The organism is Persicitalea jodogahamensis (assembly GCF_014651615.1).
Lineage (GTDB): Bacteria > Bacteroidota > Bacteroidia > Cytophagales > Spirosomataceae > Persicitalea > Persicitalea jodogahamensis.
The window spans coordinates 1-17,279 of sequence record NZ_BMXF01000003.1 but is presented as its reverse complement, the minus strand read 5'-3'; the positions used below and the strand labels follow the sequence as shown (position 1 = coordinate 17,279).

Genomic DNA, 17,279 nt, shown 5'->3' with positions numbered 1-17,279 from the left:
CGAAATTTTTCCAGTGTTAGATTGAGCTATAAACTCAAAGACCTATTCTTAAATTCTTAACGACTATGGACAAATCCCCAAATAACCACGTCTCTCGCCGGGAGTTCATGAAACGCAATACCTTGGCAGGATTGGGTGCCGTGATAGGGACCACCATCTCTGCGCCAGTGATCGGTAACAGGGTAATGGAAAAGCCCGCTTTGCTCGGTGGTACTCCGGCATGGAGCAAGGTTCAATGGCCCGAATGGCCGCAATGGGATCCGGAAACCGACGAAAAGCGTCTGCTCGAAGTCATGCGAAGCGGCGTGTGGTCACGGGCGGATACAGTGCTCGAATTCGAAAAGGAGTGGGCCAGTGCCATAGGCACCAAGCGATCCCTGGCAGTAGTGAATGGCACCAATGCCTTGGTGATTGCCCTGGCTCAGATGAATATCGGGGCAGGCGATGAGGTTCTTGTCCCCCCTTATACTTTCATCGCCACCGTCAGTGCGGTGCTTACCAACGGTGCCATGCCCGTATTTGTGGATGTGGATCGGGAAACTTTCCAGATGGATCCAGCGAAAATCGAAGCTCAGATAACGCCCCGTACCAAAGCCATCATTCCCGTCCACATCATGGGCCTACCCTGCGACATGGATCCGATTTTAGCGATTGCCAAAAAACACAATCTGGCAGTAATCGAAGACTCCTGCCAGGCCCACCTGGCCGAATACGGTGGCAAAAAAGTAGGTAGCATTGGGCAGGCGGGATGTTTCAGCTTTCAGAATTCTAAAAACATGCCTATCGGAGAGGGGGGAGCTATCACGAGCGACGACGAAGAATTTATGGATCGCTGCTACTCCTTTCACAATTTGGGCAACCCTTACGGCACCGCGGTGGGCGCGGTGGGTGTTGGCAGCATCATGCAGGGGACAAAACTACGGTTCAGCGAGTACCAGGCAGCCATCGGCTTGGCCCAACTGAAGCGGCTCGACGCCCAAACCACCACCCGTAACGAAAATGCCGCCTACCTGAAGTCCCAGGTTGAAAAAATTCCCGGGATCATGCCCTACCGTCTTTACGAAAAAGTCAACCGGGCGGCCTATCACCTGTTTCCCTTCCGCTACGACCCCGAAGGTTTCAAAGGTCTTTCCCGTGAAGGGTTTCTAAAAGCTTTGCGCATGGAGGGCATTCCCTGTTCCAGTGGCTACACCGTGCTTAATACCCAGCCATTTCTCGCTGAAACCTTCCAGTCGCCGGGCTATCGAAAGGTGTATCCCGCCAAGATGCTTGATATTAAAAATTACAACGAGCGGAACTACTGTCCCGAAAATGAGAAACTGTGCAGTGAGGCTGTATGGTTTACCCAAAACCTTCTGCTCGGCAGCCGCTCGGACATGGATGCCATTGCCTCAGCGATCAAAAAAGTGCATGGTAACGCGGAGCAAGTTAAAGCCAAAAGCGAATGAGATTAGAGGGTAAGTTTCCATTACTGGGAATAGGGCTCTTGCTATGGCTGATGAGTCACTCGCCCCTATGCTTCGGGCAGTCGTATCCACCTACCTGGAAGGCGGGCGTGGCGCGCACGATCATTACGCCCCGGGAATCCATGTGGATGGCGGGTTTTGCCGCGCGCGACCGACCTTCGGACGGGGTATTGAACGAGTTGTGGGCGAAGGCGCTCGTTCTGGAAGATGCGCAAGGCCAGCGGGCCGTACTGATTTCGACCGACTTGCTCGGGCTTCCGAAGACAATTTCGGATCATATCAAGGAATCATTGCAGAAAAAATTTGGCTTGACAAAAGCGCAGGTACTGCTTAATTCCTCCCACACCCATTCTGGACCAGTGCTGGAGGACGCGCTGACTGATATTTATCCGCTCGACGATACCCAGCGAGCCAAAATCACCCGCTACTCTCGTTGGCTCGAAACCCAGCTTGTAGCACTTGTGGGGCAGGCTATTGGCAACCTTGACACGGCCAGTTTGTCGTCCGCCAACGGCGTTACGCGATTTCAGGTCAACCGCCGCAACAATGACGCCAACCTGTTAACCCAATTGACCGAACTGAAAGGACCCAATGATTACGCTGTTCCAGTGATCAGGGTAGTGGACAGCAAGCAAAATATAAAAGCGATCGCTTTTGGCTACGCCTGCCACCCTACGGTACTTACCGGCAATGACTGGTCGGGCGACTATGTGAGCTTTGCCCAGGAGGAACTGGAAAAAACCTATCCCAACGCTACCGCTCTGTTTTTCCAAGGTGCTGGAGCAGATCAAAATCCTTTACCGCGCCGAACTATCCCACTGGCCCGACAGTACGGTCTGGAATTATCCGCCGCAGTAAAGCGAGTGGTGGAAGAGGAATTGATGCCACTAGAACCCAAACTCACTGCGGTCTATAAGGAAATCGACCTTACTTTGGCAGATGCGCCTACCGACGAAAAACTGAATGAAATGGCGAATTCGTCCGTGCCTTACTACCAGCGCTGGGCCAAACGGATGCTCGCGAAAAAAGAAAAAGGCGAACCGTTCGCGAAATCTTCCCCCTACCCCATCCAGGTATTGCGGCTTGGCGACCAACCCATCGTGGCGCTGGGCGGAGAGCTGCTCATCGAGTACGCAATCAAAATCAAGCAGATGTTCGGCGAGCAAACATTCGTCTTTGGTTACTCCAATTTTGTGATGGGATATATTCCCTCGGCCACAGTCCTGCGGGAAGGTGGCTACGAAGGGGAAACTTCCCAAATGGTGTACGGGCAACCAGCGCCCTGGCATTCGTCAATCGAAACGAATATTCTTTCCAGCGTACAGAAGGTAGCCGAACGAGCCGGACTTGTGAAAAAAAATTAAATGTGCTAAGCGATAATGACTCAAAAAAAGGATAATTCTACACTTACCCGACGGGGCTTTTTGACCAGTACGAGTATGCTGCTGGCTGGGAGTGCGCTGGCGCTTAACCACGCCGATGGATTAGTGGCTGAAGAACCCATCATTGATATCCACCAGCATACCGACTACATGGGCCGGACGGATGCGCAATTAATCGCCCACCAAAAGGCCCTGGGAGCAACGACTACCATCCTGTTGCCCGCCGGCACACCAGCCTTTGGATTCTCGACTCACCAAGGTACTACCAATGGCTTGCAGGCCAAATGCAGCGGCAACGAGGCCTGTTTCGATTTAGCCAAAAAATATCCGAAGTCATTCAAATTCGGAGCCAACGAAGTACCCGACCTGCCGAACGCCACCGCCGAAATTGAAAAGTACCTCAAACTTGGTGCACCGATCATAGGGGAGTCGAAATTCGGCCTGGAATGTGACGATCCGGCGATGCAGGCTATTTATGAATTGGCTCGCAAGTACCGCGTCCCTGTGCTGATGCACTGGCAATACGCGATGTTCAACTACGACTTCTATCGCTTTCACACCATGCTGGAAAAGTACCCCGATGTTAATTTTATCGGTCATGCTCAAACCTGGTGGGCCAACATTGACAAGAATCACACTGACCAGAATATTCTTTATCCCAAAACCAAGGTGACCGCCGGAGGACTGACCGACCAGTTGCTGTCCAACTACCCCAACATGTACGGCGATATGTCGGCGGGTTCGGGGTTGAGCGCCTTGTTACGGGACGAGGATCACGCCCGGGGATTTCTGGAACGGCATCAAAACAAGCTGCTTTATGGCAGCGATTGCCTGGATTCGGATGGCCACGGTCCCAACTGCCAGGGTGCCCAAACTATCGCGGCCATCCGGAAACTTGCCCCGGACAAAGCCATCGAGCGAAAGCTGCTCTATGAAAACGCCAAAAAGCTGTTTCGCCTTTGAGTTGCGGATTTCTCTTTTGAAAATTTAACAGGCTCATTAAAAGTACTTTACAATATAAATCATCTACCCCTAATCATGACCACGTCCCCCAGCTACGACTCCGCCACAGAAATCATGCCGCTCGGCCATCACTTGGTAGCAAAGCCTTATTACTCTGGTTTCGAACTGGCCCATGACACCTACAATGCCATTACCGCCGCCAGCGATGGGAAAGTGTACTATGTGTTGTGCTCGGAATCCCACGATCAGGGTGGTCGTATATATAGATACGACCCGCTAGCAGACCAAACGGAATTCCTGGGCGACCTGACGGAAATTTGCGGTGAGAAAGAACAGAAAACGATCGCGCAGGGGAAAAGCCACGTTCGCTTTTACGAACATGATGGCAAGCTCTATTTCGCCACCCACGTCGGCTATTACGAGATGATCGACGGGATGGAGCGGCTTCCCGAAAAAGCACCCGAGGGGTTCGGACTATATCCCGGTGGCCATTTTTTGTCTTACGATTTGGCATCGGGAGAATTCGAAGACTTAGCCATCGCACCGGACGGGGAGGGCATTCTTACCCTTACCATCGATCGGGACCGGGCGCATCTTTATGCGTTGACCTGGCCTTTGGGCAAATTTCTTGACTACAACCTTTCAACTGGGGAGCTGAAAGATTTGGGTCTCACCTGCGGACGGGGAGAGGCGGGAGTGGTGGGGGAAGATTACCGCGTTATTTGCCGTTCCATGCTGGTCGATCCCCGTGACGGCAGCGTGTACATATCAACGGCGGAGGGCGACATCCTCATCTACAAGCCGGGTGCAGAGCGGCTGAGAAAGGTCAACGATCTGGATTTGCGGCTGGATTATTTCGGAAAATACGACCCCACCCGCCCCGGTAATATGGGCTATAACTGGCGTAAAATATTCTGGTATGCTCCTGAGGAGGTAGCTTACGGGGTTCACGGGAACTCAGGGTACCTTTTCAAATTCGACCCGAAATCCAATCAAATAGAAATCGTTGACAGGATCACTTCCGAACCTTCGCGGAAAAGTGGCATGTTCGATCAGTTCAGCTATGGCTATCTTGGTTTTCAGCCCGGCCCTGACGGCGACACGATTTACTACCTCACGGGTGGACCAATCTATGAAAACGGCAAGCGGGTGAAAGGTGCGGATGAAATTGCCAAGGGAGCCGCCAAAGGTTTGGAAAACCTGCATCTGATTACCTACCATATTCCCACAAAAAAATACCGCGACCACGGGCCCATTTTCTACGACGATGGTAGTCGGCCTACCTATGTGAATTCGGTCACCGTAGGCAACGACGGCAGTGTGTACACGCTGGCCCGGTTCGAACACGGAGGCAATGAAATTCAGGATCTGGTCAAAATTCCGAGCGTCTTTTAAAACCGCCCTAAAACACTATTATTTCAAAACCCTGCCTATGTCAACGACTACAATAACCGAAAAAAAGCCCCTCGACAAAAGCGAAACCAGACTATCGCTTCTGCTGGTCGGGGTGATGTTTTTCATCTTCGGTTTCATATCCTGGGTCAATTCGATCCTGATTCCCTACTTCAAGATTGCGTGCGAACTGACCAGTTTCCAGGCCTATCTCGTAGCTTTTGCCTTTTACATTGCCTATTTCATCATGTCGGTTCCGGCCTCTTACATGTTGAAAGCAGTAGGTTTCAAAAAAGGCATGATGTTTGGCTTCTGGGCCATGTCCCTCGGAGCGTTTATATTCGTTCCGGCCGCACAAACCCGTACCTACGAGATTTTTCTGCTGGGTCTGTTCACGATCGGCATTGGTCTCGCCATTTTGCAAACCGCTGCGAATCCCTATATCACTTTGTTAGGTCCGAAGGATCGGGCTGCCCAGAGGATTAGCATGATGGGTATCTGTAATAAGGCAGCAGGGATTTTATCACCCTTGATTTTTGCGGCGGTCATCCTGCGCCCGACCGACACGGCCATGTTTGCCGAACTTGAAACCATGAGCGAGGCCGCCCGTGCCACGGCGCTGGATGAACTGGTCCGACGGGTAATCGTCCCTTACTCCGTCCTGGGCACTTTCCTCTTCGTGCTGGGCTACCTGGTCTACCGCTCCCCATTGCCCGAAATAAACACCGAGCAGGAAACGCCTGAGGTGGCTACCGCGAACGCTGGAAAGACCAGTATCTTCCAATTTCCTCACCTGATTCTCGGCGCATTGGCCATTTTTCTACACGTAGGAACTCAAGTCATCGCCATTGATACCATCATCAGTTACGCGGGTTCGATGGGAATTGGACTGCTGGAAGCGAAGGTGTTTCCCTCCTATACGCTTTTTCTTACCATTTGCGGCTATGTCATTGGCATCGTTGCGATTCCCCGATTTATGAGCCAGGTTACCGCGCTGCGCATTTGCACAGGGTTGGGTACCATTTTCACGCTGCTGATCCTGTTTGCCAGCGGCACCACAAATTTCATGGGTCACTCGGCGGACGTTTCCATCTGGTTCGTCGTGCTGCTGGGCCTGGCCAACTCGCTGATTTGGGCTGGCATCTGGCCGCTGGCGCTAGACGGATTAGGCAGATTCACGAAGTTGGGAGCTTCCATTCTCATCATGGGCCTTTGTGGCAACGCCATCCTGCCACTCTTTTATGGTCATTTCGCGGACGAATTCGACTTGCGCTCGGCCTACTGGGTATTATTTCCCTGCTATCTGTATCTGGTCTTTTACGCCGTGAAAGGGCACAAGGTGCGCAAGTGGGCTATTTGATAAACCTTAAACAAATAACGTAATATCATGACCTTTAAAATGTACTCCGCCCGTAGTTTCGAGGTAGAAAACCTTCAGGTAGAAGTCCTGGAAAATCGGCCAGAGATGGGAGCCCTTGCCGCCTTGTCGGTCACGCAAAAGATCCGGGAACTGCTGTTGACCCAGGAAAAAGTGAATATCATTTTTGCCTCAGCCCCTTCTCAGAATGAGTTTCTGGCCGCAATGGCCGCGAACGTTAATCTGGAATGGAATAAAGTCAGGGCTTTCCACATGGACGAGTACATCGGCTTGCCCTCGGACGCGCCCCAAAGTTTTGGGGAATACCTGCGGGAAAAACTTTTCAGCAAAGTACCCATCAACGAAGTATTTTATCTGGATGGTAATGCTCCGGACCCGGGCGCAGAATGTCGCCGCTACGCCGAGTTACTGGCTAAATACCCAACGGACATTGTGTGCATGGGAATTGGCGAGAATTGCCACATCGCGTTCAACGACCCGCACGCAGCTGATTTCGACGACCCCGATCTTGTGAAGGAAGTTAAACTGGACCTCAGAAGTCGGGAGCAACAGGTACATGACGGCTGTTTCCCTAGTCTGGACCAAGTACCTGTCAGCGCCCTGACGCTCACCATTCCTGCGCTGACCCGCGCCCGCCATTTGTTTTGTGTAGTTCCGGGAAGCACTAAGACAGTGGCCGTTAGCCACACATTGAGTGAACCTGTTTCAAAGGAGTTTCCCGCTACTATCATGCGCAGGCACCCATCGGCCACCCTCTTTTTGGACCCCGAAAGCGCAGGGAAATTTTCGACTCGAAGTCAATTATTCCAGTCATTAAATTAAAATTTTTGTGAAGACTATTTTTCTAAACTAAAAACAACCGACTATGAGAAAGCTTGTACCCGATTGCCGCAGAAATTACATTTCTGACCGGTGTATTCCGAAAATGAGTAGGGCTCTGTCCGCGTTCTGCTTTGTTCTACTGATGTCTTCCTGGCTCGCCGCCGCACCATCAAAGGGTGCGAATGCCGGAGGGAGTTATGCATCCAAACTGTTGGCTACCGTAAGCGGTAAGGTTACTGATGAAAATGGCGGGACGCTACCCGGAGTGAGCGTTCTGGTGAAGGGAACTCAAAGGGGAACCGTCACCGATGCAGGCGGCAATTTTAACCTAGATGTTCCGAATGCCACCGCAGTCCTGGTCTTTTCCTTCGTGGGTTACCTGACCAAAGAGGTAACCGTCGGTAATCAAACCACCTTGAGCGTAGTCCTTTCCATTGATGCCAAAGCCCTCGATGAGGTGGTGGTAGTTGGGTACGGTACAGCGCGCAAGAGTGACCTAACGGGTTCGGTGGGCACGGTGGATGTTGGAGCGATTGTTAAAGCCCCGGTCCCCTCTTTTGCCGACGCCCTGGCCGGACGTGTGGCTGGCGTGCAGGTTTCGTCCAATGATGGCCAACCGGGTGGTGGCTTTAATATTCTTATTCGCGGGGCGGGATCACTCACCCAGAGTACTTCCCCACTTTTTGTCGTGGATGGGTTCCCCATTGAGGATCTCAACCCCAGCACGCTGAACCAGGAGGACATCAAATCCATCAGTATTTTAAAAGATGCCTCTTCTACGGCAATTTACGGCTCACGGGCCGCCAATGGGGTAGTTCTGATAGAAACTAAACGAGGCAGAGTAAGCAAACCAGTCGTTTCGTTATCCACTTCGTTGGGCTTTCAGTCCACTCCCCAGCAGATTCCCTTAATGAGTCCTTACGAATTCGTTAAGTATCAGCAGGAGCTCAACCCTACATTGGAAAGCACTGCGGCGTACTTTACCGACGGCAAAACGTTGGAAGATTACCGAAATGTGGAGGGGATCAACTGGCAGGACAAAGTATTCCGTACTGGAGCCGTTCAGATTTACAACGTTTCGCTGCGTGGTGGCACCGACCAGACCCGCTATTCCCTATCCGGTTCCCTGTTCGACCAAAAGGGGGTCGTTATTAACACGGGTTTGAAACGATACTCGGGCCGACTCACCCTGGATCAGAATATCGGCGAAAGGGCGCAGGTCGGGCTGACGGCCAACTACAGCGGATTGTCTTCTTTTGGACAAAACCTTAGCTCCGGGGCGGGCAGTTCCAGTCCGTCGAGTTACGTCATGTTTCGCACCTGGGTATACCGCCCGGTAGCGCCTGATCCCTCGGTGAGCCTGGAAAATGAATTAGTGGATGCCGATGCCGTCGGAAATTCTGATTTCAGGATCAACCCGGTGATCGACCTGGAAAACCAGTACCAATACAATAACACGAATGTGTTGGATGCCAACGCTTATCTCAGCTACCGCCTCGCCGAAGGGCTTACTTTCAAAACCACTGCCGGGATACGACATAACAACGTCCAGACCGAACGCTTTTACAACTCAAAAACTTCCCAGGGAAGTCCCTTTAACCCGAACAACACCGACGGAATCAATGGCTCGATTGGAAATAACGTGCAGCGTAGCTACTCCAACGAGAACACGCTGAATTATAAAGTGCGGGTAAGCGACCATTCCTTCGACGCACTCGCGCTGTTTGCCGTCAACGGGATCGATTACTATTCCAGTGGATACACGGGGCGGCTCCTCCCCAACGAGAACCTGGGGATCGACGGAATAGACGAAGGAATAGTAGAAAATCCGGGATCAGTATCGAGTCGAAACACCATGGCTTCCTACGCCGCCCGGCTGGACTACAGCTTTAAGTCCAGATACCTGGCGACTTTCACTTTCCGGGCCGATGGCTCTTCCAAATTTGCCGATCCCTGGGGGTACTTTCCCGGTATCGCATTGGGATGGAATATGGGACAGGAATCATTTTTTACCGACGCGCTTCCCTTTGTGTCCAATGCCAAAATAAGGGGAAGTTACGGGAGCACCGGAAACAACCGCATCGGCGATTTTGAGAATCGGCCCCGCTTGACCCAATCGCTGAATGGCTACTCCTTCAACAACCAGACCCCTACGGGTGGCGTGTACATCACAGCGGTGGGCAACTCCGCCCTGCGGTGGGAAAAGGTCATTTCCTACGACATCGGGTATGAGTTGGGATTGTTAGAAAACCGGGTCGGGTTGGAAATCGATCTTTATCGCAAAATAACGCAGGACCTTTTGCTGCGAGCGGATCTTCCCCCGACCAGTGGATTTAGTTCGGCAGTAAAGAACATTGGCAAATTGCAGAACGAAGGACTGGAACTGACCTTGAACACAGTCAATTTTGCAAAGAAAGATTTTCAGTGGAACAGCAGTTTCAACATCAGCTTTAACCGCAATAAAATACTGGCTTTGACGCGGGGTCAGGAAAGGCTCACCGCCAATGGTCGCTACGAATCCCAATTCAACAAACCCCTTTACGTGTCAGAAGTCGGCAAACCCGCCGGAATGATGTACGGTTTTATCTGGGAGGGTAATTACCAGTTCGAGGACTTCGACAACCCGTCGGACGGGAAATATGTCTTAAAGGAGAGCGTCCCGACCAACGGAGCGGTACGGAATACCATACAACCCGGTGACATCAAGTACCGCGATATTAACGGCGATGGCGTTATTAATAATGACGATTTGGCTGTTATCGGCCGGGGACAACCCATCCATACCGGTGGCTTCGCCAACAACTTCGGTTATAAAGGATTCAACCTGAATGTTTTCTTCCAATGGTCTTACGGCAACGACATTTTTAATGCAAACCGACTCGCATTAGAAGGTAATAGTAATGCAAGAGCCAATGTGAATCAATACGCCAGCTACGTTAACCGCTGGACGCCGGAGAATCCGACCAACGAAAACTACCGCACGCGCGGTCAGGGACCCATCGGTTTTTACTCCTCTAAAAATGTGGAGGACGGCTCTTATTTGCGGCTGAAAACCCTGTCACTTGATTACTCGCTTCCGGCAAGTATCATCCAGCGCCTGGCGCTAAATAGCCTGACATTGAGCGTCGCCAGTCAGAACCTGCTCACCTGGACCAAATACTCCGGCCTGGATCCCGAGGTTTCTATCCTCAACCCCGTTCTGTCTCCTGGCTTCGATTTTTCAGGCTACCCCCAGGCCCGGACGGTTACTTTTGGCATCAAGGCATCCTTCTAAATGAACCTTTAAACTGAACATATATGAAAACGATACGCAATATACTGGCTCTAGGTTTCCTGTTGTCTCTCAGCGCCTGCGAAGAGTTCCTGGTAACTGAGCCCACTGATTTTTTAAGTCCTTCAAATTATTACCGTACCGAGCAGCAGCTCGAATTTGCCCGCGCTGGGGTGTACAGCGCTCTCGGTGAAAATCCCCTGTACGGCCACCAGGCCCATTATCTTTACGCCTGGGATGCTGATATGGCCTATATGAATCGCTTTACGCTGACGACCGGCCCCTGGAATTATTTTTATTCTCCAGCCGATCGGTACAACGATTCGTTTTGGTCCACCCTTTACAGCGGAATCAACCGCGCGAACGTTGTGATCGCCAACGTGGACAACAATCCCGAAATCGATCAAAAGAAGAGGGATGTGATTCGGGGAGAAAGTTTATTCCTGCGGGGCTTTTACTACTTCATGCTGGTGCGATACTACGGTGGTGTGCCGATGCGTACGGAGCCGACCCTTTCGGTGGAGGATGTGGATATTCCTAACTCTTCGGTTAAAGAAGTTTACGACCAGATCGTGGCGGATATGACGCAGGCCGAGCCATTGGTACCGGACATTAATGCAATTGGTTTTGGGGGGGCCATCAGCAAATCGGCGGTGCGCGGATTATTGGCGCGTGTAAATCTCACGATGGCCGGCGAACCGCTCAAAGATCAGAGTCGGTATGCGGAAGCAAAAAAGTGGGCCAAGAAAGTCATTGACGAAGGAGGCCACGCCCTCAATCCCAGCTATTCCCAGATTTTCAAAAACCTGGCGGGTGATAAATACGATATCAAGGAGAACATTTGGGAGGTTGAGTTCTGGGGCAACCTGCTGGATCAGTACAGTGAAGCAACTGGTTTGGGGTATATCAATGGCCCACGCTCGGTAGCAAGTTCTGCTACGGGCCGGGCCGATGCCTACATGTCCATCACGGCTAAATTTTACGATGTCTACGAGCCGGGCGATTTGCGAAAATGGTTTAACATCGCGCATTTCACCTACAACAACAGCCAGATAAACGGGGAAAAGACCTTCACGGGCCTTCCGACTACGCAGGAGGACAAGTACAAGCTGCTTCCCGCGAAATGGCGTCGGGAATATGAAACCCTCTTGCCAAAAGGTCTCCGGACGCCCATCAATTTCCCGATTCTCCGCTACTCTGACGTGCTGCTGATGTACGCCGAAGCCGAGAACGCGATCAACGGTCCAACCGCCGAAGTTGTCGAAATCGTTAATCGCGTCAGGCGGCGGGCCTGGTCGAAGGGTGTTAATAAGGTTGAGGTAATCAATGGGGGCAGCGGCTACTCCACCGCACCCACCGTGGCCTTCTCAGGGGGCGGAGGCAGCGGCGCTAAAGCCACGGCCACCATCAATTCAGCGGGCCAGGTAACGGGCATCAATTTGATTCGTGATCCGGAGGGAATTTCCTACTTTGCCGAAGGAGTCTATACCTCCGCACCCCAGGTGGTTCTATCTGGTGGTGGAGGAACTGGAGCAACGGCGACCAGCCAGATAAACAATCCTTCTGACGCTGACCTCAAATCCGCCCAAACTGCCACTAAGGAGAGCATGTTAGCTGTAATTCAGAATGAGCGTTTGCGCGAGCTTAGTCAGGAAGGCCAGCGGAAAGCCGACCTGGTTCGCTGGGGTATTTTCCTGAAAACCATGGAGGAAGTGGGCAAGGCTGCCCAGCGTGATATTCCCGAGAGCCCGGCGGTCAAATACTTTACAAATGTCAGCCAGAAAGATCTTCTTTCTCCCATTCCCACCTCCGAGATAACGGTAAATCAGGCCATAAAGCAAAACCCCGGTTGGGATTGAGCGAAAAACTTAGTGCAAATAAATTAAGTCCCATGGATGTAAACAGAAGAGCCTTTGTTAGTAGCATGTCCGGTTTATTAGGATTAGCCGCTGCCCCCGATACTGTGGCGGCAGCGGCTGACTTTAATTTCTACCCTGCGACTGCTAATGACGAGCCAACCTGGTTGGAACTGGGCGGCAAAATCTACGGTGCAAAACCCGACCAACGTGGTCCCATCGGGGGGGGGACGGGTTATGCAAAGCGAATATCGGATGGAGACTTCGTAGTGAGGAATCTGGACGAGCTGATCAATGCTTTGGCAGGAGTGCAGTCCGGGCAAGTAATTTTCATCCCCGGTGAAACCGAAATCGACCTGACCACGCGGATTTACATCGAGGAGCTAGAAATGATGGTACCCGAAGGCGTCGTCATTGCGGGGGAGCGGGGCCACAATGGCTCAAAAGGTGCGCTTCTGACCAGCGATGCCCTCAAAACACCCTTTATCTTTAAAATCGCCGGACCGGATGTGCGAATCACCGGGTTGCGCATTCAGGGGCCCAACCCGAAGCGATATGAGGATCACCACACGCGCTCTTTCGGTAAAGGGGGATTGGGCAGAGAATATTACTACCGATTCCCCACCTCCATGGGCATCCATACCGAGTTTCCCCGGCTGGAAGTGGATAATTGCGAGATATCCGCCTTCGTAAGAGCCATTGCTCTTTTTAAAGGTGAGGACCACAATATCCACCATAACCATATCCACCATTGTCAATACAAAGGTCTGGGCTACGGCATTTCGCTGGCTGTGGCTTCTGCCCTGTTTGAATTTAACCTGTTTGACAGTAATCGTCATTCACTGGCGGGAACGGGTAGTCCCGGATGCGGGTACGTAGCCCGGCACAATGTTGAATTGGGTACTTCGCTCAGCCACTGTTTTGACATGCACGGTGGCCGGGATCGCAAGGATGGCACGACCATCGCCGGGACGTCTATCGAGATTTACAACAACACCTTCCGAAGTACCGAAAAAGCGGTCGGTATTCGGGGAGTACCGGAAGAAAAATGCGTTGTCCGCAACAACTGGATCACGAAACACCCCGATGCCAAATCTGCGGTACTGGCCGAAGAGAAAACGACCGTTTTTGACAACATTTACGGGGAACGTCCTGTTAAATCTGAGTAGGTGTCCAGGGTATTTGCAACTGGATTTGTTTTCCTAACTTATTGTCATTCAAAATGAACCTACCGATTTTCTCGATAAAAAAACTATCATTGACTGGCATCTTCTGCCTGCTGGTCTTTACGGGGTACGCCCAGCGCTACGCCGCCGCACTTTCCCCCATCGAATCGCGTAAAACCTTCCAGCTCAACGCCGATTTCGACATCGACCTGTTCTTATCGGAGCCGGACGTTCTCTCGCCGGTGGATATGGCTTTCGACGCGCGGGGCAATATCTACGTTATTGAAATGGGCGACTATCCTTACGACGCAAAACCGGGAAACTACCAGGGGCGCATTCGCTTGGTTCGTGATACGGACGGAGACGGCAAGGTCGACAAGTCCTTCGTTTTTGCCGATAACCTGCCCAGTGCCACCAGTGTGCTGCCCTGGCAGGGAGGGATTATCGTGACGGCGGCCCCTGATATTCTATACCTGAAAGATACCAATGACGATGGCAAGGCCGACGAGCGGGAAGTACTTTTTACGGGCTTTTTTGACAAGAATTCCGAAGCTCAGATTACAAACCTGCACTTTGGTCCCGACAATTGGATCTACGCGAACAACCACGGCCAGCGCGGTCTCGTCACTTACAAACGTAAGCCTGATGCTCGGGCCATCGATGTTTCAGGCGGAGATTTTCGCTTCCGTCTGGACCGCGACCAGTTCGAGTCTGAGTCGGGAACCGGGCAGTTTGGCATGGCCATCGATGATTGGGGACACCGTTTTTATTCCCAAAACACCCTGCACATTCGGCAGGCTCCTATTGCCTGGCGCTATGCCCATCGCCATGCATACTTGCCATCGTACAATTCAGAGGTAAATATTTCAGACCACGGTCTTGAAATGTTTCAGAAGTCGGAGACACCCTACTGGCGTCAGGAGCGCACCGACCGTCGGCAGGCTCAATACGATTCCCTGGGGCTGGATCGCAAAGAATATGCCCGTGCTCATTTCTCGGGGGCTTCTGGCGGCACTTTTTATGGTGGGGATGGTTTTCCGAAGGAATTTTACGGAAATATCTTTACCGGCGATGTCATGGGGAACCTCGTTCACCGAGATGTCATCTCTTCTGTCAATGAACAACCCGCCTATGTCGCCTCTCGGGCATCGGATGAGAAATCCAAGGAATTCCTCGCCTCGACTGATCCTTGGTTTCGGCCCGTGAATTTCTATACTGGCCCGGAAGGGTATTTATACTTAGTGGATATGTACCGCCAGCACATAGAGACGCCCGTTTCAATTCCCGAAGATTTGAAACAAGATATGGACTTCGCTCAGGGAAGACAGTATGGCCGAATTTGGCGCATTTTCCCCAAGGATGGGCAGAAGCGCGAAGTGGTTCTGCCTGATCTTACAGCAAAGAAATCTTCTGAATTGGTCACCCTCCTGTCTCATCCCAATCAGTGGTGGCGGCTCAACGCCCAGCGACTGCTGCTTGAAAGGCAAGACCAAAGTATTGTCCCGATGTTGACCCGGTCATTCAACGAGAGTACCAACGCCAAAGCGCGGCTGCACGCAATGTACGCCCTGGAAAGTATGGAGGCGCTGAACGCAGAGCAGGTGAGAAAGGCACTGACAGATGCTGAACCTGGTCTGCGGGAACAAGCACTGGTCTTAGCCGAAAAGTACCCTGAATTACTAACGGAGATTATTCGATTAACTGACGATCCTTCGCCACAAGTGGCGTATCAGGCTACGTTAAGTATGGGTCAATTTTCCGATGAAAAGGTAATTCCTATTCTGGCCCGCATCGTTGAGAAAAATGCGGAGCAGCCTATGCATCGGCTGGCGGTACTCAGTTCCGAATTAGGTATCTCCCCCGCGCTTTTGGAAACGTTGATTGGCAAAGGTACTTTCTTTAAAAATGCCACGCCGGGTAAACTGAAACTAATCGAAGATTATGCATACGTCGCTGGGTCGCGGAACGGGAAGAATGAGGTAGGTACTTTGCTTGAATCCTTATCCAAGATGCCAGAAGAATGGCAAATAGCGGCCCTAAACGGACTGACCAACGGAATCAAGCGGTCCCCAAATAGAAGCGAACCCGATAAGTCGGCAATAAAGTCGCTGCAAAAGCTTGAAAAAAGTGGGTCAGCGGCTTTGAAAAAGGCCATCGAAAGCGTTCGGCAGGTCATGACTATTTAGGAAAAATGAAAATCAAACGCATTTTGCAAAGTGGTGACAAACAATTTTTTGAGTATGAAGCAGGAAAATGAACGCAGGAACTTTCTGCGGAAATGCTGGCAAATGACTTTTGTCGCTCCTCTTGCCGGACTCTGGCTGGCGGGCTGTGGGAGCAGTAAGAAAAGCGTGGCTACTGATAAAAAACTCAAGGCTACTCCCTGCGAGGATTTGACGGGAGTTCCGGCGGTGGATGTTGAAAAAAGGAAATCTCTGGGCTACACTAACCTTTCGCCGATTCCTGACAAAGAATGCCGTAACTGTCAGCTTTTTATTCCGCCGAAAGAAGGATCGGAATGCGGCGGATGCCTTCTTTTCGCCGGACCCGTTTCGCCTGAAGGCTATTGCACCTATTGGGCACCCCAAGTATGAGGATATGAACTGCCCGAAGGCTCGTATGATATATTTCCCCTCCCAAACTACCCGATGAGTTGACAAAAAATATCACAATCGTTCGGTGGCTACAAACGCTGGGGCCAGGGCTGATTACGGCCGCTTTGGTGTTTGGCCCCAGCAAACTCACCATTACTTCCAAACTCGGGGCCGAATACGGTTTTGAACTACTGTGGATTGTCCCCATCGCCGTGCTGTTCATGATCGTGTTCACCACCATGGCGGCCCGAATCGGACTGGCCACCGAGCAATCGCTGTTGAGCTCGGTCAGGGACCGGTTTGGCCGGGCGGCGGCCATGGCGGTGGGAATCGGCGTTTTTCTGGTATGTATTTCCTTTCAGGCCGGCAATGCTGTCGGTGTGGGGATCGCCATTGGCGAGATGACGCATAGCCCGGCCAATCCCTGGATTGTTCTCTTCACGCTGGCCGGTATCGGCCTGCTGTTTTTCAGGAGTTTTTACAAAGTGCTGGAAAAGGCGATGATTGCGCTGATCGTGATCATGCTGCTTTCCTTCGTCACGACGCTCCTTTTGGTAAAGCCGCAACTTGGCAGCATCGCGTCCGGATTGAAGCCATCACTTCCATCGGGCTCTACGGGGCTCGTCATTGCTTTCATGGCTTCCAGCGTGTCCATCGTGGGGGCATTTTATCAATCCTACTTAGTGCAGGAACGCCGGAAAATCGTGAACCTGTCCGTCCAGCGGGGCAACGACAGTATTACCGGAATCGTGATTTTGGGTACCATGAGCGCCATTCTGCTGATTTGCGCCGCCACGGTACTGCATCCGCAGGGGATCAAGCTTACCAGCGCGACGGATATGTCCCGGGTTTTGGAACCGCTTTTCGGATCTTATGCCTCTTTTCTTTTCCTGACGGGTCTGTTCGGGGCGGGCTTTTCGTCCATTATCGGCAACGCCACCGTGGGCGGTACCCTGCTGGGCGATGCCTTGGGATTCGGCAGTCAGCTC

General features: G+C 51.9%; 12 protein-coding genes. All 12 read left to right on the top strand.

The window, feature by feature from the left end; all coding sequences use genetic code 11:
• Nucleotides 1-65 precede the first annotated feature (65 nt).
• Entirely contained in the window at nt 66-1,448 is a 1,383-nt protein-coding gene (locus IE117_RS15505; protein ID WP_189565414.1) for a DegT/DnrJ/EryC1/StrS family aminotransferase, read from the top strand.
• Entirely contained in the window at nt 1,445-2,830 is a 1,386-nt protein-coding gene (locus IE117_RS15500) for a neutral/alkaline non-lysosomal ceramidase N-terminal domain-containing protein (protein ID WP_229580983.1), read from the top strand. Before IE117_RS15505 ends, IE117_RS15500 begins: the two co-directional genes overlap by 4 nt.
• Before the next feature lie 15 nt (nt 2,831-2,845).
• Nucleotides 2,846-3,811 carry an amidohydrolase family protein gene (locus IE117_RS15495; RefSeq protein ID WP_189565413.1) on the top strand — a complete coding sequence of 322 codons (966 nt, stop codon included), beginning with the start codon at nt 2,846-2,848 and terminating at the stop codon, nt 3,809-3,811.
• Nucleotides 3,812-3,886: 75 nt separating this feature from the next.
• Nucleotides 3,887-5,206, top strand: a complete 1,320-nt coding sequence (locus tag IE117_RS15490) for an NHL repeat-containing protein (protein ID WP_229580981.1) — start codon at nt 3,887-3,889, stop codon at nt 5,204-5,206.
• A gap of 37 nt (nt 5,207-5,243) precedes the next feature.
• Nucleotides 5,244-6,563, top strand: a complete 1,320-nt coding sequence (locus IE117_RS15485) for a sugar MFS transporter (RefSeq protein ID WP_189565412.1) — start codon at nt 5,244-5,246, stop codon at nt 6,561-6,563.
• Between the two features lie 27 nt (nt 6,564-6,590).
• A complete protein-coding gene (locus IE117_RS15480; protein ID WP_189565411.1) occupies nt 6,591-7,403 on the top strand; it encodes a glucosamine-6-phosphate deaminase in 813 nt (270 codons plus the stop codon).
• A 142-nt stretch (nt 7,404-7,545) separates the two neighbouring features.
• Nucleotides 7,546-10,677, top strand: coding sequence for a SusC/RagA family TonB-linked outer membrane protein (locus IE117_RS15475; protein WP_189565410.1), 3,132 nt, complete (start codon nt 7,546-7,548; stop codon nt 10,675-10,677).
• Between the two features lie 23 nt (nt 10,678-10,700).
• Complete coding sequence (locus IE117_RS15470; protein WP_189565409.1) at nt 10,701-12,533, top strand: RagB/SusD family nutrient uptake outer membrane protein; 1,833 nt, start codon at nt 10,701-10,703, stop codon at nt 12,531-12,533.
• 65 nt (nt 12,534-12,598) lie between these two features.
• Nucleotides 12,599-13,699, top strand: coding sequence for a right-handed parallel beta-helix repeat-containing protein (locus IE117_RS15465; RefSeq protein WP_189565408.1), 1,101 nt, complete (start codon nt 12,599-12,601; stop codon nt 13,697-13,699).
• A gap of 53 nt (nt 13,700-13,752) precedes the next feature.
• The gene (locus tag IE117_RS15460; protein ID WP_189565407.1) at nt 13,753-15,882 is read left to right on the top strand and encodes a PVC-type heme-binding CxxCH protein; all 2,130 of its coding nucleotides are present in this window, start codon (nt 13,753-13,755) and stop codon (nt 15,880-15,882) included.
• Between the two features lie 54 nt (nt 15,883-15,936).
• Nucleotides 15,937-16,290, top strand: a complete 354-nt coding sequence (locus IE117_RS15455) for a high-potential iron-sulfur protein (protein ID WP_189565406.1) — start codon at nt 15,937-15,939, stop codon at nt 16,288-16,290.
• A 59-nt stretch (nt 16,291-16,349) separates the two neighbouring features.
• Nucleotides 16,350-17,279: Nramp family divalent metal transporter (locus tag IE117_RS15450; protein WP_229580978.1), on the top strand; the 930-nt coding region annotated here is incomplete at its 3' end.